This window comes from Rubrivivax sp. JA1055 (assembly GCF_020966565.1).
Taxonomy (GTDB): Bacteria; Pseudomonadota; Gammaproteobacteria; order Burkholderiales; family Burkholderiaceae_C; genus Rubrivivax; species Rubrivivax benzoatilyticus.
This window is the reverse complement of sequence record NZ_JAJKFP010000001.1, coordinates 536,268-562,837: the sequence shown is the minus strand read 5'-3', so window position 1 is coordinate 562,837 and position 26,570 is coordinate 536,268. Positions and strand designations below refer to the sequence as shown.

At 70.5% G+C, this 26,570-nt stretch carries 32 protein-coding genes and 1 tRNA gene; 6 read left to right on the top strand and 27 right to left on the bottom strand.

What is annotated here, in order from left to right; translation table 11 throughout:
* Positions 1–6 precede the first annotated feature (6 nt).
* From LOC65_RS02430 to LOC65_RS02325, 21 genes are all read right to left on the bottom strand, one after another.
* Positions 7–264: a hypothetical protein gene (locus LOC65_RS02430; protein WP_009857516.1), complete on the bottom strand. Its 258-nt coding sequence runs from the start codon at positions 262–264 to the stop codon at positions 7–9.
* Positions 264–476 carry a putative nitrogen fixation protein NifT gene (nifT, locus tag LOC65_RS02425; RefSeq protein WP_029718542.1) on the bottom strand — a complete coding sequence of 71 codons (213 nt, stop codon included), beginning with the start codon at positions 474–476 and terminating at the stop codon, positions 264–266. Before nifT ends, LOC65_RS02430 begins: the two co-directional genes overlap by 1 nt.
* 28 nt (positions 477–504) lie before the next feature.
* Positions 505–1,662 (bottom strand): cysteine desulfurase family protein, encoded by a 1,158-nt coding sequence (locus tag LOC65_RS02420; protein WP_230246497.1) that lies wholly within the window; start codon positions 1,660–1,662, stop codon positions 505–507.
* The gene (locus LOC65_RS02415; protein WP_009857519.1) at positions 1,659–2,018 is read right to left on the bottom strand and encodes a hypothetical protein; all 360 of its coding nucleotides are present in this window, start codon (positions 2,016–2,018) and stop codon (positions 1,659–1,661) included. The genes LOC65_RS02420 and LOC65_RS02415 overlap by 4 nt, the downstream gene beginning before the upstream one ends.
* The gene (locus LOC65_RS02410; protein WP_009857520.1) at positions 2,015–2,272 is read right to left on the bottom strand and encodes a nitrogen fixation protein NifZ; all 258 of its coding nucleotides are present in this window, start codon (positions 2,270–2,272) and stop codon (positions 2,015–2,017) included. The genes LOC65_RS02415 and LOC65_RS02410 overlap by 4 nt, the downstream gene beginning before the upstream one ends.
* Before the next feature lie 9 nt (positions 2,273–2,281).
* On the bottom strand, positions 2,282–2,617 hold the full coding sequence (locus LOC65_RS02405) for a nitrogen fixation protein NifZ (RefSeq protein WP_009857521.1): 336 nt from the start codon (positions 2,615–2,617) through the stop codon (positions 2,282–2,284).
* A gap of 10 nt (positions 2,618–2,627) precedes the next feature.
* Positions 2,628–3,014, bottom strand: a complete 387-nt coding sequence (locus tag LOC65_RS02400) for an iron-sulfur cluster assembly accessory protein (RefSeq protein WP_014430454.1) — start codon at positions 3,012–3,014, stop codon at positions 2,628–2,630.
* Between the two features lie 2 nt (positions 3,015–3,016).
* Positions 3,017–3,211 carry a 4Fe-4S binding protein gene (locus LOC65_RS02395; protein ID WP_009857523.1) on the bottom strand — a complete coding sequence of 65 codons (195 nt, stop codon included), beginning with the start codon at positions 3,209–3,211 and terminating at the stop codon, positions 3,017–3,019.
* A gap of 18 nt (positions 3,212–3,229) precedes the next feature.
* Entirely contained in the window at positions 3,230–4,804 is a 1,575-nt protein-coding gene (gene nifB / locus LOC65_RS02390; protein ID WP_230246496.1) for a nitrogenase cofactor biosynthesis protein NifB, read from the bottom strand.
* Between the two features lie 140 nt (positions 4,805–4,944).
* The gene (locus LOC65_RS02385; protein WP_009857525.1) at positions 4,945–5,145 is read right to left on the bottom strand and encodes a DNA gyrase inhibitor YacG; all 201 of its coding nucleotides are present in this window, start codon (positions 5,143–5,145) and stop codon (positions 4,945–4,947) included.
* A 22-nt stretch (positions 5,146–5,167) separates the two neighbouring features.
* Positions 5,168–5,923, bottom strand: coding sequence for a cell division protein ZapD (gene zapD, locus LOC65_RS02380; RefSeq protein WP_009857526.1), 756 nt, complete (start codon positions 5,921–5,923; stop codon positions 5,168–5,170).
* A gap of 24 nt (positions 5,924–5,947) precedes the next feature.
* On the bottom strand, positions 5,948–6,574 hold the full coding sequence (gene coaE / locus LOC65_RS02375) for a dephospho-CoA kinase (RefSeq protein WP_164963945.1): 627 nt from the start codon (positions 6,572–6,574) through the stop codon (positions 5,948–5,950).
* Entirely contained in the window at positions 6,556–7,506 is a 951-nt protein-coding gene (locus tag LOC65_RS02370; RefSeq protein WP_009857528.1) for an A24 family peptidase, read from the bottom strand. Before LOC65_RS02370 ends, coaE begins: the two co-directional genes overlap by 19 nt.
* Positions 7,503–8,735 (bottom strand): type II secretion system F family protein, encoded by a 1,233-nt coding sequence (locus tag LOC65_RS02365; RefSeq protein WP_009857529.1) that lies wholly within the window; start codon positions 8,733–8,735, stop codon positions 7,503–7,505. Before LOC65_RS02365 ends, LOC65_RS02370 begins: the two co-directional genes overlap by 4 nt.
* Positions 8,736–8,751: 16 nt before the next feature.
* The gene (pilB, locus tag LOC65_RS02360) at positions 8,752–10,473 is read right to left on the bottom strand and encodes a type IV-A pilus assembly ATPase PilB (protein ID WP_164963946.1); all 1,722 of its coding nucleotides are present in this window, start codon (positions 10,471–10,473) and stop codon (positions 8,752–8,754) included.
* A 106-nt stretch (positions 10,474–10,579) separates the two neighbouring features.
* On the bottom strand, positions 10,580–11,797 hold the full coding sequence (gene chrA, locus LOC65_RS02355) for a chromate efflux transporter (RefSeq protein ID WP_164963947.1): 1,218 nt from the start codon (positions 11,795–11,797) through the stop codon (positions 10,580–10,582).
* Positions 11,797–12,807, bottom strand: a complete 1,011-nt coding sequence (locus tag LOC65_RS02350; RefSeq protein WP_164963948.1) for a sulfotransferase — start codon at positions 12,805–12,807, stop codon at positions 11,797–11,799. The genes chrA and LOC65_RS02350 overlap by 1 nt, the downstream gene beginning before the upstream one ends.
* 85 nt (positions 12,808–12,892) lie before the next feature.
* On the bottom strand, positions 12,893–14,440 hold the full coding sequence (locus tag LOC65_RS19445; RefSeq protein WP_009857533.1) for a methyl-accepting chemotaxis protein: 1,548 nt from the start codon (positions 14,438–14,440) through the stop codon (positions 12,893–12,895).
* A 65-nt stretch (positions 14,441–14,505) separates the two neighbouring features.
* Positions 14,506–15,027 (bottom strand): hypothetical protein, encoded by a 522-nt coding sequence (locus tag LOC65_RS02335; RefSeq protein WP_230246495.1) that lies wholly within the window; start codon positions 15,025–15,027, stop codon positions 14,506–14,508.
* Between the two features lie 767 nt (positions 15,028–15,794).
* A tRNA-Pro gene (locus tag LOC65_RS02330) sits at positions 15,795–15,871 on the bottom strand.
* Positions 15,872–15,930: 59 nt separating this feature from the next.
* Complete coding sequence (locus LOC65_RS02325) at positions 15,931–16,872, bottom strand: polyprenyl synthetase family protein (RefSeq protein WP_230246592.1); 942 nt, start codon at positions 16,870–16,872, stop codon at positions 15,931–15,933.
* A 256-nt stretch (positions 16,873–17,128) separates the two neighbouring features.
* On the opposite strand from LOC65_RS02325, the gene rplU reads away from it, so the two are divergent.
* The 4 genes from rplU to proB all read left to right on the top strand — a co-directional run bounded on the left by rplU (position 17,129) and on the right by proB (position 19,955).
* On the top strand, positions 17,129–17,440 hold the full coding sequence (rplU, locus tag LOC65_RS02320; RefSeq protein WP_009857536.1) for a 50S ribosomal protein L21: 312 nt from the start codon (positions 17,129–17,131) through the stop codon (positions 17,438–17,440).
* 14 nt (positions 17,441–17,454) lie between these two features.
* The gene (gene rpmA, locus LOC65_RS02315; RefSeq protein WP_009857537.1) at positions 17,455–17,712 is read left to right on the top strand and encodes a 50S ribosomal protein L27; all 258 of its coding nucleotides are present in this window, start codon (positions 17,455–17,457) and stop codon (positions 17,710–17,712) included.
* Positions 17,713–17,778: 66 nt separating this feature from the next.
* Positions 17,779–18,840, top strand: a complete 1,062-nt coding sequence (cgtA, locus tag LOC65_RS02310; protein ID WP_009857538.1) for an Obg family GTPase CgtA — start codon at positions 17,779–17,781, stop codon at positions 18,838–18,840.
* A complete protein-coding gene (gene proB / locus LOC65_RS02305; protein ID WP_009857539.1) occupies positions 18,837–19,955 on the top strand; it encodes a glutamate 5-kinase in 1,119 nt (372 codons plus the stop codon). Before cgtA ends, proB begins: the two co-directional genes overlap by 4 nt.
* A gap of 4 nt (positions 19,956–19,959) precedes the next feature.
* On the opposite strand, the gene LOC65_RS02300 is transcribed toward proB, so the two are convergent.
* On the bottom strand, positions 19,960–20,526 hold the full coding sequence (locus LOC65_RS02300) for an RNA pyrophosphohydrolase (RefSeq protein ID WP_009857540.1): 567 nt from the start codon (positions 20,524–20,526) through the stop codon (positions 19,960–19,962).
* Between the two features lie 115 nt (positions 20,527–20,641).
* Here LOC65_RS02300 and LOC65_RS02295 point away from each other — a divergent pair, with 115 nt between their 5' ends.
* A complete protein-coding gene (locus LOC65_RS02295) occupies positions 20,642–22,390 on the top strand; it encodes a proline--tRNA ligase (protein ID WP_230246493.1) in 1,749 nt (582 codons plus the stop codon).
* Positions 22,387–22,989 (top strand): lytic transglycosylase domain-containing protein, encoded by a 603-nt coding sequence (locus LOC65_RS02290; RefSeq protein ID WP_230246492.1) that lies wholly within the window; start codon positions 22,387–22,389, stop codon positions 22,987–22,989. The genes LOC65_RS02295 and LOC65_RS02290 overlap by 4 nt, the downstream gene beginning before the upstream one ends.
* Before the next feature lies 1 nt (position 22,990).
* Here LOC65_RS02290 and LOC65_RS02285 read toward each other — a convergent pair whose 3' ends face one another.
* The 5 genes from LOC65_RS02285 to prfA all read right to left on the bottom strand — a co-directional run bounded on the left by LOC65_RS02285 (position 22,991) and on the right by prfA (position 26,542).
* Positions 22,991–23,557 (bottom strand): UbiX family flavin prenyltransferase, encoded by a 567-nt coding sequence (locus LOC65_RS02285; RefSeq protein WP_009857543.1) that lies wholly within the window; start codon positions 23,555–23,557, stop codon positions 22,991–22,993.
* Positions 23,557–23,871, bottom strand: coding sequence for a Grx4 family monothiol glutaredoxin (gene grxD / locus LOC65_RS02280; protein ID WP_009857544.1), 315 nt, complete (start codon positions 23,869–23,871; stop codon positions 23,557–23,559). Before grxD ends, LOC65_RS02285 begins: the two co-directional genes overlap by 1 nt.
* Positions 23,872–23,962: 91 nt before the next feature.
* Complete coding sequence (locus LOC65_RS02275) at positions 23,963–24,526, bottom strand: hypothetical protein (protein WP_009857545.1); 564 nt, start codon at positions 24,524–24,526, stop codon at positions 23,963–23,965.
* A 112-nt stretch (positions 24,527–24,638) separates the two neighbouring features.
* Positions 24,639–25,448 carry a peptide chain release factor N(5)-glutamine methyltransferase gene (gene prmC, locus LOC65_RS02270; protein WP_230246491.1) on the bottom strand — a complete coding sequence of 270 codons (810 nt, stop codon included), beginning with the start codon at positions 25,446–25,448 and terminating at the stop codon, positions 24,639–24,641.
* Positions 25,448–26,542 carry a peptide chain release factor 1 gene (gene prfA / locus LOC65_RS02265; RefSeq protein WP_230246490.1) on the bottom strand — a complete coding sequence of 365 codons (1,095 nt, stop codon included), beginning with the start codon at positions 26,540–26,542 and terminating at the stop codon, positions 25,448–25,450. Before prfA ends, prmC begins: the two co-directional genes overlap by 1 nt.
* Positions 26,543–26,570: the final 28 nt, after the last annotated feature.

Here is a 26,570-nt window from a genome sequence, read left to right as displayed (position 1 = left end):
TCCGGTTCAGCGCCGTGCGGCGACGAAGACGGCGGCGGCCTGCGCCGGGTCGGCGGTGACCTGCCAGCAGTGGCCGTCGGAGGCGCCGAGAAACAGCGCGCAGCGTTCGCCGGCGGCGGCCGGCGTCTCGTCGCGCAGGTCGACGGCGTCGACGACGACGACCCGCAGCGGCGCCAGGCGCTCGCGCAGCCGCGTGGCGGCGGCCCGCAGGTCGGGCGCCGCCTCGGCCAGCGCCAGCGCGTCGGCGAGCGTGGCAGCGTCCATCAGTCCTCCGCCAGCTTCTTGGCTTCGACGGTGATCGGCAGCGTCGTCGTCTCGGCCATCTCGGGCAGCGACAGCACCCAGCCGTTGGCCAGCGTCACGGTGCCGCCCCACAGGCCCGGCTTCTCCTGCGCGACCACGGGCTCCTCCAGGTCCTTCTTCGGCACGTAGGCCGAGAGCACCCCGGCGGAATTGCGGCGCATCATCACTTTCATCGTCGGCTCCAGTCGTGGAATCGTGGATTCAGGGGCAGGCCGCCACGGCGGCGTCCTGCAGCAAGGGGGCGATGGCGGCGTGCACGGCGTCCAGTGCCTGCTGCACGTCGGCTTCGGTGCTGTCGCGGCCGAGCGAAAAACGCAGCGCGGCGCGCGCATGCAGTGCCGGTTCACCCATCGCCAGCAGCACGTGCGAAGGCTGCGTGCCGCCGGCGGCGCAGGCCGCGCCCGAGGAGGCGACGACGCCGGCGCGCTCCAGCCGGCCGAGCACGATTTCGGCGTCCAGCGTGCCGAAACGCAGGCAGCAGGTGTTGACCACGCGCACGGCGCGGCGGCCGTAGACCTGCACGCCGGGCAGGGTGGCGCAGCCGGCTTCGAGCCGGTCGCGCAGCGCGGCGATGCGCGGCAGGTCGTCGGCCAGCGTCGCCGCGGCGTGGTCGCAGGCGGCGGCGAAGCCGGCGATGCCGGGCAGGTTCTCGGTGCCGCCGCGGCGGTGGCGCTCCTGGCGCCCGGGCAGCAGCGGCGCCAGCGCGAAGCCTTTGCGCACGACGAGTGCGCCGACGCCCTTGGGCCCGTGCAGCTTGTGCGCCGAGACGCTCAGCAGGTCGGCGCCCAGCGCGGCGAAGTCCAGCGCCGCCTTGCCGGCGAGCTGGGTGGCGTCGACGTGCAGCCGGGCGCCGGCGGCGTGCGCCAGCTCGGCGAGTTCGGCCACCGGCATGCGCACGCCGGTCTCGTTGTTGGCGCCCATCACGCTGACCAGCGCGGCGTCGGCGGCGATCGCCTCGCGCGCCGCGTCCAGGTCGACGCGGCCGTCGGCGTCGACCGGCAGGCGCGTCACCGGCACGCCTTCGGCCTCCAGCCGCGCGGCCAGCGCCATCAGGCCCGGGTGTTCGACGCTGCTCAGCACGAGGCGCTGGCGCCCGGTGCCGCGGGTCGCCGCCAGCGCGGCGTGCACGGCGCTGTGGTTGGCTTCGGTGGCGCCGCTGGTGAAGACCAGCTCCGCCGGCTGGCAGCCCAGGAACGCGGCGACGCGGGCGCGCGCGTCGGCCAGCAGCCGCCGCGCCTGCTGGCCGGGCTCGTGCGTCGACGAGGGGTTGGCCCAGGCGACTTCGAGCGCGTGCAGCATCGCCGCCACCGCTTCGGGCGCCGGCGCGGTGGTCGCGTTGTGGTCGAGGTAGACGCTCACGGCCAGAAGATCCGCGTCTCGTCGTGGCAGACCTGGGCCAGCGCGGCGTCCAGCGTCAGGCCCTCGCCGACCAGCGTCCAGCGGCTCTCGACGTGGTCGCGCGCGTGCAGCCGCCAGCGGCCGCTGGCGTCGGGCTCGAACCAGGCGATGGCGATCTCGCCGCCGTCGGGGTCGACATTGCGCGAGCAGTTGGCGCTGAGGATCTTCCAGCCCGCGCCTTCGGCCGCCAGGCGCGGGCGCACGTAGCGGTAGCGGCTGCGTGCGGCCAGCGCACGCTCGATGCGCGCCGCGTCCAGCGCGACGACGGCGGCCCGCGGGCCACGGTCGACGGGCGGGCGGCGCACGGCGGCGTTCATCCGCCGGCCCCGGCTTCTGTGGCCGGCACGATCTCCTCCTCGAGGCAGCCGAGCACGCACAGGCCGAAGTCGACCATGTACAGCGGCACGTTGGCCTCGGCGTGGTGGCCGACCTGGACGATCTCGCCCGGGCCGCCACGCACGATCAGCAACTGGTCTTCTTCGGCGTCGGGCACCGAGCCGTCGTTGTAGAGGTCGACGGCGGCCCGGACTTCCAGGCCCCAGGGGTAGCGCGGCAGGCGGGGGTCGAGCATCGTGGGTCCTCAGCGCAGGTCGTCGAGTTGGCCGGCGCGCTCGCCCAGCCGGGCCAGCACCTCGGGCGGCAGATGGTCGAGCGTGCACAGCTCCTTGGCGCGCATGCCGACCTGGCGGCCGCTGGCGACGAACTCGACGGTGTAGATGTAGTACTGCTGCAGGAAGCTGCCGATCGAGCGCACGTAGCCGACGTCGCCGCGTTCGACCAGCACGTCGCCGATGTCGCGGCCGCCGAAAGTGCCGTCGTTGCGCACCTTGATGCGGGCGGCGACGCGTTCGCCGATCTCGAAACGCGGCGGGCCCGCGAGTTCGACCTCGTCGTCGTCGCGCACGATGTCCGCCATGTCGGCCTCGCTAGGCGCGGCTGATGCGGCGCAGCGAGTCCAGCGACACGCTGGCCTGCGCCGGCGGCGCCGCACCGGCGCTGGAGCAGCCGCAGGCGGCCTGCTTCGGGTCGTGGAAACGCAGGCCGCTGGAGGTCGGCGTGTCGGCGAAGTCGACCGTCACGCCGTCCAGCAGCGCAGCGCTGGCCGCGGGCAGGAAGACACGCAGGCCGTTGACGTCAAGCACGGCGTCGCCGTCCTGCGGCGCGGCGTCGAGGCTGAAGCTGCTCGACAGCCCCGAGCAGCCGCCCGGCGTCACCGTCAGCCGGAAACCGCCGGCCGGGTGCTCCGAGAAGCGCAACAGGCGCCGCATGAACTTCTCGGCGGCGGGGGTGACGACGACGTTCGCCGCGCCCATCGTCAGACCTTCTTGATGCAGTTGTCGACCGGGCAGACGGCGATGCACTGCGGGGCGTCGAAGTGGCCTTCGCACTCGGTGCACTTGGCCGGGTCGATGATGAAGCTGCCGCCCTTTTCGCGGATGGCGTTGTTCGGGCATTCGGCTTCGCAGGCCGAGCAGCCGGAGCACATGGAGGCGATGATCTTAAGGGCCATGAGGTTCTCCTCGGGGGGTCAGGCGGCCGCGGTGCCGGTGAAGGCGCCTTGGCGGATGCGCGCGTCGCCGCGCGCCTGGTGGACGACGGCGCCGCTGGCGATGCGTTCGCGGTAGTCGGCGAACCAGGCCAGCGCGGCCTTCTCGATGAACTCGTGGGCGTAGCGGTCCACCGGCTCGATGCCGGCGGCCTTCAGTTCGTCACGCGGGCAGGCGCCGATCTTGGCGACCAGCACCGCGTGGCAGTCGGCCAGCGCCTGGACGATGGACGGCAGCTGCTCGTCCTCGCCGTAGCCGCCCTGGCAGTACAGGTCGACGCGGCGGTGGCCGACGAAGGTCGCGGCACCGGCGCCGACCTCGTAGATCTGGAACTCGGTGGCGTGGCCGAAGTGCTGGTTGACCCGGCCCTGGCTCTCGCTGGCCACGGCGACCAGCACCTTCAGCCCGTCGTCGGCGAGGCGTGCGTCGAAAGCCTCGGCCAGCGCGTCGACCTTGGCCTGGTGCTGGGCCTGGCGCTGCAGCTCGACCTGCTGCTGGTAGGCGCGGCGCTTGTCCAGGTCGTAGACGACGGCCAGGTCCTCGATCTTCTCGAGCGTGAACTCGTCGCTGCGGTCCTCGCCGAGCATGCCGACGGCGTCGGCGCGGCACTGGCGGCAGTGGCGCATCAGGTTGGCGCCGCCGGCGCAGGCGTCCTGCACGGCCTTCAGCTCCTGCGCCGTCGGGCCGCGCTGGCCGTTGAGGCCGTAGAAGGTGCCGTGCTCGGCCTCCGAGATCAGCGGCATGATGTTGTGCAGGAAGGCGCCGCGTGCCTTGACGGCCTTGTTCACCTCGATCAGGTGCGCGTCGTTGACGCCCGGGATCAGCACCGAGTTCACCTTCACCAGCACGCCGCGTGCGGTGAGCATCTCCAGGCCCAGCATCTGCCGCTCGTGCAGGATGCGCGCCGCTTCCAGGCCGGTGACGCGGCGGTGGTCATGGAAGATCCAGGGATAGATCTTCTCGCCCACGGCCGGGTCGACCATGTTGATCGTGATCGTGACGTGGTCGACGTTGTACTTGACGATCTCGTCGACCCAGTCGGGCAGCGCCAGGCCGTTGGTCGACAGGCAGAGCTTGATGTCCGGCGCGTGCTGCTGCAGCAGGCGCATGGTCTCGAAGGTCTTCTGCGGATTGGCCAGCGAGTCGCCGGGGCCGGCGATGCCCAGCACCGTCATCTGCGGGATCGCGCTGGCCACCGCCAGCACCTTCTTCACCGCCTGCTCGGGCGTCAGCTTCTGGCTGACGACGCCGGGGCGGCTCTCGTTGCTGCAGTCGTACTTGCGGTTGCAGTAGTGGCACTGGATGTTGCAGGCCGGGGCGACCGCGACGTGCATGCGCGCGAAGTGGTGGTGCGCTTCCTCGGAGTAGCAGGGATGGTTCTTGACCTTCTCCCAGATCTCCGCCGGCATGTCTTCGGGGCCGGCCGAGGAGCCGCAGCCGGACTTGCCGGCACCGCCGCTGCTGCTGCAGCCGCCAGCACTGGCGGGCGCGGCGTCGCCGAGGGCGGGCCGGCTGCGGCGCAGGTCACCGATCGAGATGAAGGCTGTGTGGCTCATGGCTGGCCCGTCGGTTGAGGACGAGCCCGCACTGCGAGAGCCGTGCCATGCCTCGATCCCTTATGGATCAAGGACTTGCGGAAGGTGTCGGGCGTCGGCCGGCTGTGCTCTTCGCGACAAAGCCGACAGCGGCCGGGGCGTTATTGGCGTGTTGGCGGGCTCGGCGTGTCTTCGCCGGCGTCGGGCGGCGCCTCGGCGGCGACGCGGTAGCTCTCGCTGGCCCAGGCCCCCAGGTCCAGGCTGCGGCAGCGTTCGCTGCAGAACGGGCGCCAGCGGTTCTGCGGCGAATACGGCGTCGGCGTCTTGCAGGCCGGGCAGGGGACGAGGCGGGCAGCGGTCACGGGGAAACGAAGGGGAGACAGGTCAGGCGCAGAGCGTCAGCTCGAAGTCGCGGTCTTCGGCGGCCAGGCGCAGCCGGCCGTCGGCGTCGGGGCGCATCAGGCGCACGCCGACCATCAGCCGGTGGCCGGTCATCTCGGGCACCAGGCCGTCGGCGGCGTCCAGGCGCACGCGCATCAGCTGGTAGGTGCGCCCGGCCGGCAGGCTCTGCTGGTACTGGCCGCCGGCGGCGACGACCCGCTGGGCCACGCCGCTGTCGCGCAGCAGCCCCAGCAGCACCTGCAGCGCCTCGGCCAGCGGCGACAGGGTCGCGATCCAGCCCATCAGGTCGGCGCGGCGCCTGGCCGGGTCGAGCTGCTGCCAGGCGTAGTACGAGGGCAGGTCGAACTCGCAGGTGCCGCCGGGGATGCCGATGCGGCTGCGGATGCCCATCAGCCAGTCGTTGCCCTGCAGCGCCTGGCCGGCCTTGCCCTGGAGCTGGTTGAGGCCGCTGAAGGCGGTGTCGATGCGGCCGACGATCTGGTCGAGCGCGGCCTCGGAGATGTGCGGGTTGCCGCGGTAGGACTGCAGCTGGGCGCGGTGGCGCTCCAGCTCCTTCAGCAGGTCGCTCTTCAGATCGGCGCGCGAGGCGACGTCCATGATCTCGAAGATCGTCGCCAGCGCGAAGTGGTGGTCCACCGGCGCGTCGCGTGCGACGAGCTGCCCGAGCCGGTCGAACAGGTGCTCGAGCCGCAGCATCGTGCGGATGCCCTCGTTGAACGGGTACTCGTACAGGACCAAAGTCGGCGCTCTTCGGGGGAATGCTCAGTGAGGACCATTGTTCCACAGCGCCCACAGCGCCCGGACCTCGGCGGCCAGTTCCCCGGGGGTGATCCCGTCATTGAAGATCACCGCGTCGGCGATGCGCCGGCGCGTGGCGCGGCTCGCCTGCTGGGCGATGACGCGGCGCACGGCGTCATCGCTCCAGCCCGAGCGCCGTGTCACGCGCTCGACCTGGGTGGCTTCGCGGCAGTCGACGACGAGGATGCGCTGGCAGCGTGCGCGCCAGTGCGCCGACTCGGCGAGCAGCGGCACGTCGAACACCACCGGCGCGTCGCCGGCCGCGGCGGCGCGCGCCAGCGCCTCGGCGCCGATCATCGGGTGCAGCACGGCTTCGAGCCGGCGTTTCGCGCCGGGGTCGGCGAAGGCCAGCGCGCGCATGCGCTCGCGGTCCATCGCGCCGTCGGCGCCGACGATCTCCGGCCCGAAGGCCGCGGCCAGCGCCGGCAGCGCGGCGCCGCCGGGCGCGGTGAGTTCACGCGCGATCGCGTCGGTGTCGACGACGACGGCGCCGAGTTCGGCCAGCAGCGCGGCGACGGTGCTCTTGCCGCTGCCGATGCCGCCGGTCAGGCCAAAGCGGCGCGGCCGGGGCGTCAGGCCCAGCCGATCCACGAGAGCACGGTCTCGCGGCCGGCCAGCAGCACGACGAGGCCGCCGCCGGCCAGGAAGGGCCCGAAGGGCACGAAGCGGCCTTCGCGCAGCGAACCGGTGGCCTTCATGCCGAGGCCGACGACGGCGCCGATGACCGAGGCCATCAGCACGATCGGCACGATGGCCTGCCAGCCCAGCCAGGCGCCGAGCGCAGCGAGCAGCTTGAAGTCGCCGTAGCCCATGCCTTCCTTGCCGGTGGCGAGCTTGAACAGCCAGTAGACCGACCACAGCGACAGGTAGCCGACCGCCGCGCCGGCGATCGCGTCGGCCAGCGTCTGCCCCGGCAGCCAGCCCAGCGCGGCGGCGACGAGGCCGGCCCACAGCAGCGGCAGCGTCATCCCGTCGGGCAGCACCGTCGTGTCCCAGTCGATCAGCGCCAGCGCCAGCAGCACGGCGACGGCGCCGCACCACAGCAGCACCGCCGGCTGCGCGCCCAGGCGCCAGGCGACGAGGCCGAACAGCGCCGCGGTCGCCAGCTCGACCAGCGGGTAACGCACCGGGATGCGCGTCTTGCAGGCCGAGCAGCGGCCGCGCAAGGCCAGCCAGCTCACCAGCGGCACGTTCTCGTACCAGCGGATCGCATGGCCGCAGGACGGGCAGCGCGAGCGGGGCCGGACGATGCCCAGCGGCGCCAGTGCCTCCAGTTTCTTGTCCAGCCCCAGCCCGGCCTGCGCCAGCCCGGCCGGCGCGTCGGCGCCGAAGACGCGGCGGAACGAGTCGCGGTCGGTCAGCTGGCCGGCGACGTCGGCCCACCACTGGCGCTCCAGCATCAGCGGCACGCGGTGGATGACGACGTTGAGGAAGCTGCCGACGGCCAGCCCGAACAGGGCCAGCAGCCAGGGGCTCAACAGCAGGTCCAGCGGCAGCGCCGCGCTCCAGTCGGCGGGGATCAAACGACGGCGCCCAGCTTGAAGATCGGCAGGTACATCGAGACCACGATGCCGCCGATCAGCACGCCCAGGATGACGATGATGAAGGGCTCCATCAGGCTGGACAGGCCCTTGACCATGTCGTCGACCTCTTCCTCGTAGAACTCGGCGGCCTTGCCCAGCATGTGGTCGAGCGAGCCGGACTCCTCGCCGATGGCCGACATCTGCAGCACCATCGTCGGGAAGACCGAGGTCGCGGTCATCGAGGTCGTCAGCGCCGAGCCGGTGGAGACGTCCTTCTGGATCTGCTCGGTGGCCTGGGCGTAGACGGCGTTGCCGGAGGCGCCGCCGACGGAGTCGAGGGCCTCGACCAGCGGCACGCCGGCGGCGAACATCGTCGACAGCGTGCGTGTCCAGCGCGCGATGACCGACTTCTCGATCAGCGAGCCGAACACCGGAATGCGCAGCAGCAGCCGGTCCATGACCATCTGCATCTTCTCGGAGCGCTTCCAGGACTGGAAGAAGAAGTAGGCGCCGCCGAACAGGGTGCCGAAGATCACGTACCACCAGTTCACGAAGAACTCGGACAGCGCGATGACGAACAGCGTCGGCGCCGGCAGGTCGGCGCCGAAGGAGCGGAAGACCTCCTTGAACGCCGGGATCACCCAGATCATGATGACCGTCAGCACGACGAAGGCGACGACCATCACGGCGATCGGGTACATCAGCGCCGACTTGATCTTCTGCTTCAGCGCCATCGTCTTCTCCTGGTAGATGGCCAGGCGTTCGAGCAGGGCCTCCAGGATGCCGCCGGCCTCGCCGGCTTCGATCAGGTTGCAGTACAGCGAGTCGAAGTGCTGCGGGTGCTTGCGGAACGCGGCCGACAGGCTGGTGCCGGTCTCGACGTCGGAGCGGATGTCGTTGAGCAGCTTGGTCATGCGCGGGTTGGACGCCCCGCGCGCGACGATGTCGAAGGCCTGCAAGAGCGGCACGCCGGCCTTCATCATCGTCGCCAGCTGGCGCGTGAAGATCGCGATGTCCTTCTGCTTGATCGAGCGGCCGCCGCTGGTGCGGCGCTTCTTGACCTTGGTGACCAGGATGCCCTGACGGCGCAGGCTGGCGTTGACGACGGCCTCGCCGCCGGCGCGGATCTCGCCGCGCACCAGCTTGCCGTTCTTGTCCTTGCCCTCCCACTCGAAGATCTGTTCCTTGGCGGCGCTCTTGGCGCGCGCTGCGGATGCTGCTGTGGCCATGGGTGTCGGGAGGGAGTTATTCGTTGGTGACGGTGATGACTTCTTCGAGCGAGGTGACGCCCAGGCGCACCTTCACGAGACCGGACTGTCGCAGGTCGCGCACGCCCTCGCGCTGCGCCTGCTCGGCGATGTCCAGCGCCGTGCCCTCGGACAGGATGACACGCTGGATGGCCTCGGTGATCGGCATCACCTGATAGATGCCGACGCGGCCCTTGTAGCCGTTGTTGCAGGCGGAGCAGCCGACCGCACGATACGGCTTCCAGCTTCCGTCCAGATCGGCGTCGGTATACCCCGCCTTGAGCAGCGCCTCGCGCGGATAGTCCGCCGGTTTCTTGCAGACTTCACACAAACGCCGAGCCAGGCGTTGCGCGGTGATCAGCAGCACGCTGGCGGCGATGTTGAACGGCGCCACGCCCATGTTCAGCAGCCGCGTCAGCGTCGTCGGCGCGTCGTTGGTGTGCAGCGTGCTCATCACCAGGTGGCCGGTCTGCGCCGCCTTGATCGCGATGTCGGCGGTTTCCAGGTCGCGGATTTCGCCGACCATGATGATGTCCGGGTCCTGGCGCAGGAAGGCCTTCAGCGCCGCGGAGAAGGTCAGGCCCGCCTTGTCGTTGACGTTGACCTGGTTGATGCCCGGCAGGTTGATTTCGGCCGGGTCCTCGACGGTGGCGATGTTCACGCCCGGCTGGTTGAGGATGTTCAGGCAGGTGTAGAGCGACACCGTCTTGCCGCTGCCGGTCGGCCCGGTGACCAGGATCATCCCGTAGGGCCGCTGGATCGCGGCGAGCAGGCGGTCCTTCTCGACCTTCTCGTAGCCCAGGGCCTCGATGCCCAGGCGCGCCGACGACGGGTCGAGGATCCGGATCACGACCTTCTCGCCGAACAGCGTGGGCAGCGTGCTGACGCGGAAGTCGATCGCCTTGCTGCCGAACTTCAGCTTCATCCGGCCGTCCTGCGGGACCCGCTTCTCGGCGATGTCCATGCGCGAGATGACCTTGATGCGCGAGGCGAGCTTGTCCTTGATGGCGATCGGCGGCTGGGTGATCTCGCGCAGCTCGCCGTCGATGCGGAAACGCACCCGGTAGTTGTACTCGTAGGGCTCGAAGTGCAGGTCGGAGGCGCGCGCGTTGATCGCGTCGATCAGCATCTTCTGCAGGAAGCGCACGACCGGCGCGTCCTCGACCTCGGTGGAGATCTCGGCCTCGGGGCTGGCCGTCGTGTCGTCGCTGACGTCGAAGTCGAAGTCCTCGCCGGCCAGCGACTCGAGCACCTCGGTGGCGCTCTGGCCCTGGGCTTCGAGCTGGCGCATCAGCTTGTCGTACTCGACGATGACCCACTCCGGGGTCAGCTGGGTCGCGAACTTGATGCGCTCGACCGCTTCCTGGTCGGTGGGGTCGGCGGCGCCGATGAACAGCCGGTTGCCGCGTTTGCCGAGCACGATGACCTGGTACTGCGCGGCGGTCTTGGCGTCGAGCAGGTTGCGCGGCAGCTTCTGCGTGTCGACGGCGTTCAGGTCCAGCAGCGGCAGAGCCAGCGCGCCCGACAGCGCATGCGCCAGCTCGTCGGGCTTGAGCGCGCCGGCGGCGACGACCGCCGAGACGAAGCCGGTCTTGCGCTCGCGCGCGCTGCGCGCCAGGTCTTCCGCGGTGCGCGCGTTGAGCTTGCCGGCATGCACCAGCACCCGGGCGACACCGGACAAGGCGGTCTGCTGGGGCTCGACGGTGGTGTCTGGCGGCATGTGCAGTCAGTGCGTGCGGGGCATAACCGGACGATCATCGCCGATACCGCCCCCCCGTGTAAACGCCGAAGGACGGCCGCGCGCGACCGTCCGTGACCGCTTCCGCTCAGCCCATGAACAACGCGGCCAGCAGCACCCCGACCGGTATCGAAACGTAAGGCGGCTGGCGCCAGCGCAGCACCAGCAGCGCCGCGGCCAGCGTCAGTGCCGCGCAGCCCAGCGGCTGGGCGGCCAGCGGCAGCTTCCACCACAGCGTCGCGGCGGCGCCGGCGATCAGCCCGACGACGGCGCAGCGCACGCCGATCATCGTGTGCTGGAAGCCGCGCAGGCCGCGCAGCCGGTCGGCCGCGCCGTCGACGCCGACGGCGATGATGGCCGTCGGCGTGTAGACGCCGATCGTCGCCGCCAGCGCGCCGGCCAGGCCGGCGATCTCCATGCCGGTGAAGGTCGCGATGCCGACGATGGGCCCCGGCGTCAGCTGGCTGGCGGCCAGCCCGGCGGTGAAGCCGGCGTGGTCCAGCCAGCCCAGGCGATCGACGATCAGGCCTTCGAGCAGCGGCACCATCACCAGCGCGCCGCCGAACAGCGTCGTCGCGATGCCGCCGAAGGCCAGCGCCAGCCGTGCCACCGTGTCCTGCGGCAGCAGCGCCGGCATCAGCTGGAACAGCGCCAGCGCCGCCGGCGCCAGGCACAGCAGGATGCGCGACGGCGCCATCGGCGGGCTGCTGGGTGCGGGTGCGGCCTTGGGGGCCGGCCAGAACAGGCGGCTGATCAGCCCGCCGGCGGCCAGCACCAGGATCGACGCCGACCAGAACGGCAGCGCCAGCAGCGCCACCGCGGCGGCCACCGCCAGCGCCTTGTCGCGTGGCGCCGGCGTCGCCTTCTTCGACTGGTTCCAGGCGGTCTGCGCGAGGATCATCGCCAGCGGCGGCAGCACGCCGACGATCACCGCCTGCAGCAGCGCCGGATGCCCGGCCAGCGCCGCGTAGCCGGCCCACAGCGCGACCAGGATCACGAAGCTCGGCAGCACGATGCCGGCCAGCGCCGCGGCGAAGCCCGTCCAGCCGCCGAGCCGGTGGCCCATCACCGCCAGCGCGTTGACGGCCTGCGGCCCGGGCAGCATCGCGACCAGCGCGATCAGGTCGAGGAAGTCCTTCTCGGCGATCCAGCCGCGGCGGTTCACGAAACGCTGCTGCGCCTGGGCGAGCAGCGCCATGAAGCCGCCCCAGGCGGTGAGGCCGAGCACGGCGCAGTCGGCGAACAGGCGCAGCGCGCTGTATCCCGGCGGCGCGGCCGGGACGGAGGCTGGGCGGGTGTCGGGCATCAGGCGGTCACGGCGCGGCTGCGGATCTCGGCCAGCAGGTCCTCCTGCGGCTTGCGTGCCGCGGCGTCGGCCGGCGGCAGCGTCTCGCGGGCCAGCGCCTTGCGCCGGCGGTTCTCGGCGTCCAGCGCGGCCAGCGCCGCTTCATCGTAGCGCCGGGCCTCGCGGTCCTGGCCGACGAAGTGCAGCTCGTAGCCGAGCTCGGCGAGCGAGGCGCCGGCCACCGACTCGAAGTCGACGATGTCGTCGGTGCGCATCTCGGCCAGCCATTTGCGGCTGTTGCCGGCCATCACCGGCTTGCGCACGTTCTCCCACATCCGGCCCGACGAGGCCGTGCGGTCGGCCTCCTCGGAGCCGTGGTAGTCGAGCATCGAGGCGTGGAACTCGATGCCCAGCCAGGCGCACAGGCGGCGCAGCGACGGCTCCGGCGCGGTGGTCAGCGACTCGTAGGACAGCGCCAGGAAGCGGTCGGCCGGCACGCGCCGGCCGCAGGCCAGCGCCAGCTGCTGTTCGGCATGCCACTGGCGCGCGACGTGGAAGGCGGTCTTCTCGCCGACGACGGCCTTCATGAACGACAGGCAGACGTCGCGCCCGTCGCGGTACAGGTAGAGGTAGCGCGCGTCGTCGCCGAAGTAGCGTTCGATCTCGGGCAGGAAGTGCACGTTGGCCAGCGACTTGCACACCCAGTCGGGCTTGCCGGCGGCCTCGGCCATGCGGTCCATCACGGCGCCGAAGACGGCAACCAGGCTGCGTTCGCGGCAGCGGCGATGCAGGTCGGCACGCTCCAGCGTCACCGGCCAGGGCACCGGATTGGCTTCGACGAGACGGGCGACGTCGTCGACCAGGGTCGCGAACGCGGCGTCGCCCTGGAGGTTGCCGTACAGCGACAGCAGCGGCGCGAAACGTTCGAGCACGTGCGGCGGATGCGGTGCCGCGAGGCTGGGCGCCTGGTTGAGCATCAGGCGCAGCAGGTTGGATCCGGAACGCTGGGTTCCGACCATGAAGATCTTCACGAGGGGGCTCTCCGATGACGGCGCAAAGTCGGGCGGGCGCGGCCCGCGCCGCGGCCGCGCCCGACGGAAAGACCGCCCCCTGGTGTCAGGCAGTCGTGGCGACGCGGAAGACGCGCACCGCGTCGACCAGCGTCTGGGCCTGTTGTTTCAGGCTCTCGGTGGCCGCGGTCGTCTGCTCGACCAGTGCGGCGTTCTGTTGCGTGACCTGGTCGAGCTGCGTCACCGCGTCGTTGACCTGGCCGATGCCGCCCGTCTGCTCGACGGTGGCCTGGCTGATCTCCTGGATCAGTTGCGACACGCGCTGCACCTGGGTGACGATGTCGGTCATCGTCGTGCCGGCCTCGCCGACGAGGCGGGCGCCGACCTCGACGCGCTCGACGCTGGCGCCGATCAGGCCCTTGATCTCGCGTGCCGCCTCGGCGCTGCGCTGGGCCAGCGAGCGCACCTCGCCGGCGACGACCGCGAAGCCGCGGCCCTGCTCGCCGGCGCGGGCGGCCTCGACCGCGGCATTGAGCGCCAGGATGTTGGTCTGGAACGCGATGCCGTCGATGACGCCGATGATGTCGGCGATCTTGCGCGAGCTCGCGGTGATCTCCTGCATCGTGCTGACGACCTCGGTCACGACCTCGCCGCCGCGCGTGGCCGCGGCGCTGGCCGAACCGGCCATCTGGGCCGCGGCGCGCGCGGTGTCGGTGTTGTTGCGCACCGTCGAGTTCAGCTGCTCCATCGACGCCGCCGTCTGCTGCAGGCTGGAGGCCTGCTGCTCGGTGCGGCTGCTGAGGTCGGCCGTGCCGGTGGCGATCTCGGCGGATGCGGTCTGCAGCGTCTCGGCGGCCTCGCGCACCTGGTTCATCGTCCGGCTGAGATTGGCGTTGACCGTCTCCAGCGCATGCAGCACGCGGCCGACCTCGTCGTTCGCGTCGACCTCGACGCGGCGCGTCAGGTCGCCGGCGGCGACGGCCTGGGCCACCTCGACGGCACGCTCGAGCGGGCGGGTGATGCTGCGCTGGATGCGCCAGGCGACCACGGCGCCGAACACCAGCGCCGTCGCCGCGAGGCCGACGATCAGCGCCACGGCGCGCTGGTAGGCCTCGTCGGCGGCCAGATTGCGCTGGCGCGAGGATTCCTTGATCGCCTCGACCACCTCGCCGAGCGCGCCGATGTGGGCGAGCTGGGCCGGGCGGAGTTCGGCGCGCACGACTTCGGCGGCGCCGGCGAGATCGTCGGACATCGAGCGCTCGACCGCCTTCTCGGCCGGGGCGCGTGTCGCGGCCATGGCCCGCTGGGCCTTGTCGAACGCGGCCTTGATCTGGGGTTCGTCGGCGAGCAGCTCGTCCAGCGCCTTGGCGGTGCGGTCGTAGTCCTCGCGCGCCTTGCGCATCAGGTCGATCTCCTTCTTCTTGAAGGCCATGTCGTCCTGCAGCACGACGTCGCGGATCGCCATGCCCTGGAAGCGCGCCAGGTCGCGGAGGTTGCCGGCCAGGCGTTCGGGCGCCTCGCCGGTGACGGCGGCCAGGTCGGCCTTGATCGCCGACAGCCGGGTCAGCGAGATCGTGCTGATCAGCGCCATCAGCGCCAGCACGGTGGCGAATCCGAGCGCGAGCCGGACACCGACCTTCATGTTCTTGAACATCGAAACGACTCCCTGGGGTGAAGTGCGGTGCCGAGGCGGGCCGGCCTGGGCGGCCGGCCCTGCCTTCACTTGGCCGTCAGGCCGGCGTGGATGACGCCGATCGGCTTGCCGCCGTCGAGCACCGGGGCGGAGACGTGCACGCTGGGGATCTGCGTCGTCGTGTCCGGCTTGATCTCGTCGGCCGCCCAGGGCTGGCCCTTCAGCGCGTTGGCGAACACCGGGCGGGTCGCGTTGTTGTAGATCAGCGGCTTGGTGCTGCCGGCGACGATGTTGCCCTTCTGGTCGCGCAGCAGGATCTTGTTGATCGTCGGGTCGGCCTGTTCCCACTTGACGATCAGCTGGCTGGCCTTGCCGCCCAGCATCGCCTTGACGAGCGGGTCGCTGTCGGGCAGGTCGACCCACTTGCCGTTGTTCATGCCCGAGGCGTCGCGGGTGTTGGCCTCGCGCACGGTGGCGATCACCACCGGGTCCGCCGCCATCTCCACGAGGCGCTTCTTGGCGCGCTCGACCTTGGCCTGCACGTCGGCGGGCAGTTCGGCGGCGGCGACGAAGCCGGTGCCGCAGGCCAGCAGGGCGGCGGTGATCACGAGACGGCGTGCGGGACGAAAACGATGCATGGCAGAGCTCCTGTGGACGGCGGGCCCGGTTCGGGCAGGCATTGAGTTCACGTCATCGGCAGACGTCCGCGCGAATTAAGTAGTTTCCGCATGTCGATATGCCGGTTCATTAGGTTCTTGTTTCAGATCATCTGGTGTGATGGGCGGACGCCCTACGGCGATGTCATCGGAGCTCTGTTGGGAGCGTCGTTGAACGTTGCATGTCAGGGGCGTGTCGAGGGCGAGGGGCCTTCTTCAAGGTGAGAACAGGTTCACGCCGGAGATGGCAGAGGCCATGGAGGTCGCCGTCGGTGCAGCAAGACGGCGTGACAAATTGCCGTCCATTCGCTGTCTTGTTCCCTATGGAGGCGTTCAACTCGCGAGTCGTGAATTCGTGATGAATTCGATGGTTGTTCACCATGGAGTTCGGTCATCATCGCATCATCAATTCAGATGATGAGCGAATGCCTTCGGCATGGGTCGATGCGGCGCTTACGGCGGCCGGGGCCGTGCCGGCGTGCTGCCTGGCGCAGCGCGCGGTCGGGCGGCGCGAAAGAGGGGGCAATTGCGCTGGCGCGTGGGCGACGAGCCGGGCGCCGCGACGCTGTGATCCGTGCGGTCCGTGGTCGCGGACGCCGGAAAGAACAATGCCCCAGCCGCCGTGAGGCGCTGGGGCATCGAGGATGGGGTTCTTCGTGTCAGCGCGTCTGCTGCGCTGTGGGCGACCGTGTCGCCCGGAGACGAAGAAGAAAGAAGTCTGGTCGGGGTGAGAGGATTCGAACCTCCGGCCTCTACGTCCCGAACGTAGCGCTCTACCAGGCTAAGCTACACCCCGATTCGGCACCGGCTGCAAGAGCTTGTCTTGCGTCGGGCCTCTCGTCTCGGCTGCTCAGGTCACGAAGACCGGTGAACAGCGCGAAAACAGAATTCTAGCAGAGCTTCGCGGGCTTTGGAAACAGGCAGCAGCTCGAGCGTTGCGCGGGCGATGTCGGCCTGGGCCTGGGCGGCCTCTCGCGTGGCCTCCAGCGCACCCGTGCGGCGCACGATGTCGATGATCTGCTGCAGGCGTTCGAGCTCGCCGTGCTCGATCGCGTGGCGGATCAGCTCGCGCTCCTCGGCCGTGCCGCGCTCCATCGCGATCAGCAGCGGCAGCGTCGGCTTGCCTTCGCGAAGGTCGTCGCCGACGTTCTTGCCGAGTTCGCTGGCGTTGCCTTCGTAGTCCAGCAGGTCGTCGACCAGCTGGAACGCGGTGCCCAGCGAACGGCCGTAGTCGGCGCAGGCTTCCTCGACTTCCACCGAGGCGCCGGCCAGCACCGCGCCCAGGCGGGCGCTGGCCTCGAACAGCTTGGCGGTCTTGAAGCGGATGACACGCAGGTACTCGTCGACCGCGAGGTCGGCGTCGTGCATGTTCATCAGCTGCAGGACCTCGCCCTCGGCGATGACGTTGGTCGCCTCGGCCAGCACCTCGAGCACGCGCATGCTCTTGACCGAGACCATCATCTGGAACGAGCGCGAGTACAGGAAGTCGCCGACCAGCACCGCCGCAGCGTTGCCGAACATCGAGTTCGCGGTTGCGCGGCCGCGGCGCAGCGAGGACTCGTCGACGACGTCGTCGTGCAGCAGCGTCGAGGTGTGGATCAGCTCGACGACGGCAGCCAGCTCGTAGCGCTCCGGCCCGCGAAAGCCCAGGGCCTCCGAGAACAGCAGCAGCAGGCGGGGACGCATGCGCTTGCCGCCGGCGCTGATGATGTAGCTGGCGATCTGGTCGATCAGCGCCACCTTCGACGACAGCCGGGCGCGCAGGACGGCGTCGACCTGGCGCATGGCGGCGTCCATCGGGTCGTCGACGTGAGAGAGGGAATCGGTGGTCTGGAGCACGGAACGCGCCGGTTGATTCGGCCGGATTATAGGAAGGCGCCCTGTTCGCTGTCCGTCGGAGGGCGGACACCGTCGGGGCGGCGGGCGCCGTGTCGTCCTGCACGGGCGGGTGCCGATCGACGGGGCCGGCCATGCTATACTGAAAGGCTTCGTGCTGTTTGTGGTCTGTCACAGGGCGTCAAGCACACGAAGGTTCAACAGAAGGAAGGCACACATGTACGCGGTCATAAAAACCGGTGGCAAGCAATACAAGGTTGCTGCTGGCGAAAAGATCAAGGTAGAACAGATTGCTGCGGACGTGGGCCAGGAAATCGTGATCGAGCAGGTGCTGGCCGTCGGCAACGGCGCTGACCTGCAGATCGGGGCTCCCTGGGTCGCGGGTGCAAGCGTGAAGGCCACGGTCGTGGCGCACGGCCGGCACGACAAGGTGCGCATCTTCAAGATGCGTCGCCGCAAGCACTACCAGAAGCACGGCGGCCACCGCCAGAACTACACCGAGCTGGAAATCGGCTCCGTGAACGTCTGAAGGAGCAGTAAACCATGGCACAGAAAAAGGGCGGCGGCTCAACCCGCAACGGTCGCGACTCCAAGCCGAAGATGCTCGGCGTGAAGGTGTTCGGCGGCCAGGTCATCTCGGCCGGCTCGATCATCGTTCGCCAGCGCGGCACGCGCTTCCACGCCGGCGTCAACGTCGGCATGGGCCGCGACCACACGCTGTTCGCGCTCGTCGATGGCAACGTCTCGTTTGCCGTCAAGGGCGAGAAGAACCGTCACACGGTCAACGTCACGCCGGTCTGAGGCCGACGTCACCGTGAACCCGAAGCCCCGGCCCGCCGGGGCTTTGTCTTTTTAGAATCGCGCACCATGAAGTTCGTAGACGAAGCCACCATCGACATCGCCGCGGGCAACGGCGGCGCCGGCTGCGTCAGCTTCCGGCGCGAGAAGTTCATCCCGTTCGGCGGCCCCAACGGCGGCGACGGCGGGCGCGGCGGCAGCGTCTGGGCGCACGCCGACCGCAACATCAACACGCTGATCGACTACCGCTACGCGCGCCGCCACGAGGCCCGCAACGGCGAGTCCGGCCGCGGCGCGGACCAGTTCGGTGCCGCCGGCGAGGACATCGTGCTGCGCATGCCGGTCGGCACCATCGTCACCGACCTGGACAGCGGCGAGGTGCTGTGCGAGCTGCTCGAGCACGACCAGCGCGTGCTGCTCGCCAAGGGCGGTGACGGCGGCTTCGGCAACCTGCACTTCAAGACCAGCACCAACCGCGCCCCGCGGCAGAAGACGCCCGGCTGGCCCGGCGAGGCGCGCAAGGTCAAGCTCGAGCTGCGCGTGCTGGCCGACGTCGGCCTGCTGGGCATGCCCAACGCCGGCAAGAGCACGCTGATCTCGGCGATCTCCAACGCCCGGCCGAAGATCGCCGACTACCCGTTCACGACGCTGCACCCGAACCTGGGTGTCGTGCGCGTCGGCCCGGAGCGCAGCTTCGTCGTCGCCGACATCCCCGGTCTGATCGAAGGCGCCAGCGAAGGCGCGGGCCTCGGCCACCGCTTCCTGCGCCACCTGCAGCGCACGCGGCTCTTGCTGCACATCGTCGACATCGCGCCGTTCGACGAAGGCGTCGACCCGGTGCAGCAGGCCAAGGCCATCGTCGCCGAGCTGAAGAAGTACGACCCCGAGCTGCACGCCAAGCCGCGCTGGCTGGTGCTGAACAAGGTCGACATGCTGCCGGCCGAGGAACGCGAAGCGCGCGTCAAGGACTTCGTCAAGCGGCTGCGCTACAAGGGGCCGGTCTACGTGATCTCGGCGCTGGCGCGCGAGGGGCTGGAGCCGCTGGTCGAGGGCATCTGGAAACACGTCGCCAGCTACCAGCAGGAAGCCCCGCTGCCCGACCCGCGCTTCGACAACCCGCCTGCCGAATGAGCACCGTTCTCGCGACCGCCCGCCGCATCGTCGTCAAGGTCGGCTCCAGCCTCGTCACCAACGAGGGTCGGGGCGTCGACGCCGAGGCGATCGGCAACTGGTCGCGGCAGCTCGCCGCCCTGGCGCGCGACGGCCGCGAGGTCGTGATGGTGTCCAGCGGCGCGATCGCCGAGGGCATGAAGCGCCTGGGCTGGACGACGCGTCCCAAGGAGCTCAACGAGCTTCAGGCCGCCGCCGCCGTCGGCCAGATGGGCCTGGCTCAGATGTACGAGACGCGGCTGTCCGAGCAGGGCCTGCGCAGCGCCCAGGTGCTGCTGACGCATGCCGACCTGGCCGACCGCGAGCGTTACCTCAACGCACGTTCGACGCTGCTGACGCTGCTCGCGCTGGGCGTCGTGCCGGTGATCAACGAGAACGACACCGTCGTCACCGACGAGATCAAGTTCGGCGACAACGACACGCTGGGTGCGCTGGTCGCCAACCTGATCGAAGCCGACGCGCTGGTCATCCTGACCGACCAGCGCGGCCTGTACTCGGCCGACCCGCGCAAGGACCCCGAGGCGCGTTTCATCGACGTCGCCACTGCCGGCGACCCGGCGCTGGAGCAGATGGCCGGCGGCGCCGGTTCGAGCATCGGCCGCGGCGGCATGATCACCAAGGTGCTGGCAGCCAAACGCGCTGCCGGCAGTGGCGCCTCCACCGTCATCGCCTGGGGCCGCGAGCCCGAGGTGCTGCTGCGCCTGGCGCGCGGCGAGGCGATCGGCAGCGCGCTGGTCGCCGGCACGCCGAAGTTCGCGGCGCGCAAGCAGTGGATGATCGACCACCTGCAACTGCGCGGTGCGGTCGTCGTCGACGCCGGCGCGGCGCTGAAGCTGCGCGAGGACGGCAAGAGCCTGCTGCCGATCGGCGTCGTCGAGGTCCAGGGCGAGTTCGCGCGTGGCGACGTCATCGCGGTGCTGGCGCCGGCCGGCGAGGTGATCGCGCGCGGTCTGGCCAACTACTCGTCAGCCGAGGCGCGGCTCATCGCGCGCCATGCGTCGTCGCAGATCGAGTCTCTGCTGGGCTACGCCAACGAGCCCGAGATGATCCACCGGACCAACCTGGTCCTGGTCTGATCGTTCAGCGCGGGGCGGCCGGCTCCGGCGCCGCGCGCGGCGCCTCGTCGTCGCGGTGCGTGCGCAGCCCGGCGCGCAGGTAGCGGTTGTGCGTGTTCTGGCGCGGTAGGTAGCGCGCGAGCTCGGTCAACGCCATCTCGTAGACGCCGCGCTTGAACTCGATGACGACGTCCAGCGGCACCCAGTAGTCGTTCCAGCGCCAGGCGTCGAACTCCGGGTGATCGGTGGCGCGCAGGTTCATGTCGCTGTCGCGCCCGACCAGGCGCAGCAGGAACCAGATCTGCTTCTGGCCGCGGTAGTGGCCGCGCGCGTCGCGGCGGATGTAGTGCTCGGGCACCTCGTAGCGCAGCCAGTCGCGCGTGCGACCCATGATCTGCACGTGCTCGGGCTTGAGGCCCACCTCTTCATGCAACTCACGGAACATCGCCTGCTCGGGCGACTCCCCGTGCTTGATGCCGCCCTGCGGAAACTGCCAGGAGTGGGTGCGCAAGCGCTTGCCCCAGAAAACCTGGTTTTTCGCATTCAGCAGCACGATGCCGACGTTGGGCCGGAAGCCCTCCCGGTCGAGCATAATCGGACCCCGAATCTGTGACTCAGATCATTATTGCACCGGGCAGGTGCGGCACAAAGGCTCTCGGTTTCCCGCACGCGGGCGGCAGCCGAACCGCACGGTCCGGGCCGCGCCCATGAAAGCCTCCCAGACCTTCATCTCCACCCTCAAGGAAGCTCCCGCCGACGCGGAAATCGTCAGCCACAAGCTGATGATGCGCGCGGGCATGATCAAGCGCCTCGGCGCCGGCATCTACAACTACATGCCGATGGGCTTGCGGGTCATCCGCAAGGTCGAGGCCATCATCCGCGAGGAGATGAACCGCGCCGGCGCCGTCGAGCTGCTGATGCCGGTGGTGCAGCCGGCCGAGCTCTGGATGGAGACCGGCCGCTTCCAGGCCTACGGCCCCGAACTGCTGCGCGTGAAGGACCGCCACGACCGCGACTTCGTCATCCAGCCGACGAGCGAAGAGGTCATCACCGACATCGCGCGCCAGGAGCTGCGCAGCTACAAGCAGCTGCCACGCACCTTCTATCACGTGCAGACCAAGTTCCGCGACGAGCGCCGTCCGCGCTTCGGCGTCATGCGCGGCCGCGAGTTCACGATGAAGGACGCGTACTCCTTCGACCGCGACAAGGCTTCGGCGCTGAAGAGCTACGACACGATGTACCGCGCCTACTGCGCGATCTTCGACCGCTTCGGCCTGACCTACCGCGCGGTGGCGGCCGACACCGGCGCGATCGGCGGCGACGCCTCGCACGAGTTCCAGGTCATCGCCGACACCGGCGAGGACGCGATCGTCTACTGCCCGACCAGCGACTACGCCGCCAACATCGAGCTCGCCGAGGCGGTTTCGCTGATCGCCGAACGCGCGGCGCCGACGCAGGCGCTGGCCAAGACGCCGACACCGGGCAAGAGCACCTGCGAGGACGTCGCGGCGCTGCTCGGCATTGCGCTGCAGAACACCGTCAAGTCGCTGGTGCTGGCCACCGACGAGAAGGACGAGGCCGGCGACATCGTCAAGACGACGGTCTGGCTGCTGCTCGTCCGTGGCGACCACGCGCTCAACGAGATCAAGGCCGGCAAGCTGCCGGGCCTGAAGGCCGGCTTCCGCTTTGCCACCGTCGCCGAGATCGAGGACCACTTCGGCTGCAAGCCGGGTTACCTCGGCCCGATCGGCCTGAAGAAGCCGGTCAAGGTGGTTGCCGACCGAACCGTCGCGAACATGAGCGACTTCGTCTGCGGCGCCAACGAGCCCGACTTCCACATCGCTGGCGTCAACTGGGGCCGCGACCTGCCCGAGCCGGACCTCGTCGCCGACATCCGCAACGTCGTGGCCGGCGATCCGTCGCCGGACGGCCAGGGCGTGCTCGCGATCCAGCGCGGCATCGAGGTCGGCCACGTCTTCTACCTCGGCACGAAGAAGTACAGCGAGCCGATGGGCGCGACCTACCTCGACGAGAACGGCAAGCCGCAGCCCTTCGAGATGGGCTGCTACGGCATCGGCGTGACGCGCATCCTGGGTGCCGCGATCGAGCAGAACCACGACGAGCGCGGGATCATCTGGCCGGACGCGATCGCGCCGTTCACGGTGGCCGTCTGCCCGATCGGCTACGACCGCAGTGCCGACGTGAAGGCCGCTGCCGACCAGTTGCACGACGAGCTCGCGGCGCTGGGCATCGACGTCGTGCTCGACGACCGTGGCGAGCGCCCCGGCGCGATGTTCGCCGACTGGGAGCTGATCGGCGTGCCGCACCGCGTCGTCGTCTCCGACCGCGGCCTGAAGGCCGGCACGGTCGAGGTCCAGGGCCGCCACGAGACGGCGGCCCACACGGTGCCGCTGGCCGAGGCCGTCGCGTTCGTGAAGGGCCGCCTGAAGGCATGATCGGCCGCCGCGCGCTGCTGGCCCTGCCGCTGGCGGCGGCCTGCGGCGCGGCGCGGGCCGGCGCGCAGGTCGAGGAGCCGCTGGCCGACTCGGTGCGCAGCGCGCTGGCCGCGGCCGTGGCCGACGGTGCCCCGCCCAAGCCGAGTTTCGCCCGCGTCGAGGACCGACTCGTCTACCTGCGCTGGCTGAGCGCGGCGAGCGAGAAGTTGAAGCGCCGCAAGAGCGAGAACCGCACGCGTGTCGAGTTCCTCGAGACCGTCTGGTACGAGAGCCGGCGCGCCGGGCTGGAGACCTCGCTGGTGCTCGGCCTGGTCCAGGTCGAGAGCGGCTTCCGCAAGTACGCGATCAGCCGCGCCGGCGCACGCGGCTACATGCAGGTGATGCCGTTCTGGGCGCGCCTGATCGGCGACGGCGACGCCAGCCGGCTGTTCCACATGCAGACCAACCTGCGTTTCGGTTGCGTCATCCTGCGCCACTACCTCGACGTCGAGCGTGGCGACCTGTTCATGGCGCTGGGCCGCTACAACGGCAGCCGTGGCCGGGCCGAGTACCCGAACATGGTGTTCGGCGCGCGCCGCGCCTGGGACATCAAGGCCTGATCTACAGGCCGCGCCACTCGCGCGGTGTCGCGCCGTCGAGCTGCAGCAGCGAGAGCACGCGCTCGACGCCGTCGTCGACGATCTCGGCCACCGTCTGTGGCCGGTGGTAGAAGGCCGGCAGCGGCGGGAAGACGATCGCGCCCATCTCGGTGGCGGCCGTCATGTTGCGCAGGTGCGCCAGGTTCAGCGGCGTCTCGCGCACCATCAGCACGAGGCGCCGGCGCTCCTTCAGCGCGACGTCGGCGGCACGTGTCAGCAGGTTGTCGGCCAGGCCGTGGGCGACCGCGGCCAGCGTCTTCATCGAGCACGGCGCGACGACCATCGCCGAGGTGCCGAAGCTGCCGCTGGCGACACAGGCGCCGACGTCGCCGGGCGCGTACGAGTGGTCGGCCAGCGCCTCGAGGTCGCCGCGCGACAGGCCCAGCTCGTGGTGGGCGTTGAGCACGCCGGCCGGCGTCGCCACCAGGTGGGTCTCGACGCCCAGCGCCCGCGCGCGCTCCAGCAGCCGCACGCCGTAGACGGCGCCGCTGGCGCCGGTGATGCCGACGACGAGCCGCTGGTGCGGCATCAGGCCTTGGCCAGCAGCTGCTGCAGCTCGCCCGACTGGTACATCTCCATCATGATGTCCGAGCCGCCGACGAACTCGCCGTCGACGTAGAGCTGCGGGATCGTCGGCCACTGGGCATAGTCCTTGATGCCCTGGCGCACTTCCTCGTCCTCGAGGACGTTGAAGGTCTTGAACTCTTCCACGCCGCAGGCCTTCAGCACCTGCACCGCGCGGCCCGAGAAGCCGCACATCGGGAACTGGGCCGTGCCCTTCATGAAGAGCATCACGCGGTTGCCCTTGACCAGTTCGTCGATGCGTTGTTGAACGTCGCTCATGGCTGTCTGCCGCCGTCTGTCTTGGAAAGGCGGCAAGGATAAGCGATCACGGCGCCGGCCTCGGTCCGGCCCCGCGAAGCCCGCACGCGACTCAGAACGAGTAGCGCAGCCCCAGCTGGAGCACCGGCGCGAGCTGCATCTCGCGCAGCGCGCCGTCCAGCGCCTGCTCGCCGAGCAGCACACGCCCGGGGCGCAGGCTGCCGGGCCGGTCGGCGACAAGCCCGATGTCGGCACTGAAGGCCCAGGCGCCGTCGCGCGGGCCGGCGCTGTAGCCGAGCCCGAGGTAGGGCATCGTCTCGGTATCGTCGGCCAGCCCCGGCGGCGGAGCCGCCAACCCGAGCCGAGGCGTCGACGGCGGCCCGAGCGGCAGCCCGCGGCCGCTGAAGGCCACGCCGCCCGTGGCGCGCAGCCCGCCGGTCCAGGACCGGATGCGCAGGCCGGGCGTGTCGAAGTAGTAGTCGCCGAGCAGCGAGCCCGCCTCGCGCATGCCTCCGGCGAGCGTCACCGGGGCCAGCGTCGTCGCGCCGAGTTGCGCGCGGGCCTGCCAGCGGGGCCACACCTGGTCGCTGTCGGGTGGGTTCAGGCCGTCGGCGGCCACGGCGAAACCGGCGAGGGCAAAGCCCGCGACCGTCACGGGAGCGGATCGCATGCGCATGGCAGGACTCCTCGTGCAGAAGACTTCATCATGCTCCGATGCGCCCGCCGCAGCAGGAATCCACGCGACGAATCGTGACATGCGCGCCGTGTGCCGCGCGCGGTGCGGCGTTTCAGCGACGTCCGCCGGTGCAGCGCGGCTGGTCGCCGAGGTCGCGGCGTGTCGACACCTGGGTGAAACCCGCTTCGGCGAGCAACGCCTGCACCGCGTCGGCCTGGTCGTAACCGTGTTCCAGCAGCAGCCAGCCGCCGGGCTCCAGATGCGCCTGCGCAGCGCTGACGATCGCGCGCAGCGCGTCCAGCCCGTCGCCCTCCGGCGTCAGCGCGCCACGCGGCTCGTGCAGAAGCGCCGTCAGGTGCGGGTCGGCGCCGGCGATGTAGGGCGGGTTGGACAGCACGAGGTCGAAGCGCCGGCCGGCCAGCGGCGACCACCATTCGCCATGCACGAACTCGATTTCCAGACCGAGGCGGCCGGCGTTGTCGGCGGCGACGGCCAGCGCCTCGGCGCTGCGGTCGGTGGCGGTCAGGCTGGCCTGCGGACGCGCGTTTTTCACCGCCAGCGCGATCGCGCCGCTGCCGGTGCCCAGGTCGGCCACGCGTGCCGGCGCGCCGGGCGGCAGGAGCTCCAGCGCCCAGTCGACCAGCACCTCGGTGTCCGGTCGCGGCACCAGCACGTCGGGCGTGACGCGCAAGGTCAGGCCGTGGAACTCACGTTCGCCGACGAGATAGGCGAACGGCACGCCGGCGGCACGTCGGGCGAGGTCCGCGGTGAAGGCGGTTGCCGTCGCTGCGCTCAGCAGGTCTTCGTCGTGGGCCAGCAGCCAGGCGCGCGAGCGCCCGAGGCGGTGCGCCAGCAGCAGCTGCGTGTCCAGCCGGTCGACGCCGAGTTCACGTCCGGCGGCCAGCGCGTCGGCGATGCGCATCAGCGCTCCCCGGTCTCGAGCTGCGCGAGCTGCTCGGCCGCGCGGGCGGCCTTCAGCGCCGCGACGACGTCGTCGAGCTCGCCGTCCATAATCTGGCCGAGCTTGTACAGCGTCAGGTTGATGCGGTGGTCGGTCAGCCGCCCTTGCGGGAAGTTGTAGGTGCGGATGCGGTCGCTGCGGTCGCCGCTGCCGACCAGGCTCTTGCGTGTCGCGGCTTCCTTGGCGGCGCGTTCGGCGCGGTCCTTCTCGCGCAGGCGCGCGGCCAGCACCGCCATCGCCTTGACCTTGTTGCGGTGCTGCGAGCGGTCGTCCTGGCACTCGGCGACGATGCCGGTGGGCAGGTGGGTGATGCGGATCGCGCTGTCGGTCTTGTTGACGTGCTGGCCGCCGGCGCCGCTGGCGCGGAAGGTGTCGATGCGCAGCTCGGCCGGGTTCAGCTGAACCTCCTCGGCCTCGTCGGGCTCGGGCATCACGGCCACCGTGCAGGCGCTGGTGTGGATGCGGCCCTGGGCCTCGGTGGCCGGCACGCGCTGCACGCGGTGGCCGCCGGACTCGAAACGCAGGGTGCCGAAGACGTCGGTGCCGTCGACTTTCAGCACCAGCTCCTTGTAGCCGCCGAGCTCGGATTCGCTGGCGCTCATCACCTCGACACGCCAGCCCTGGCGCTCGAAATAACGCAGGTACATGCGCGCCAGGTCGCCGGCGAACAGCGCCGACTCGTCGCCGCCGGTGCCGGCGCGGATCTCGACGAAGGCGTTGCGTGCGTCGTCCGGGTCGCGCGGGATCAGCGCCAGCTGCAGCTCGTGCTCCAGGCGCGCGAGGTCGGCTTCGGCGTCGACGACTTCCTGCTCGGCCATCGCCGCCATCTCGGCGTCGCTTTCGGCGACGAGCATCTCGCGCGCCGCGGCCAGATCCTGTTCGCGCTGCAGGTAGCGCCGCCAGCGGCCGACGACGTCGGCGACCTCGGACTGCTCGCGCGACAGCGTGCGCAGCCGCTTGACGTCGGCGACGACCTGCGGGTCGGCCAGCAGGGCGTCGAGTTCGGCGAGACGCATCCCCAGGCGCTCGAACCGTTGCCGAAGCGAATCGTTCATCGTCGTTCCAACGTGAAAACGCCCGGGC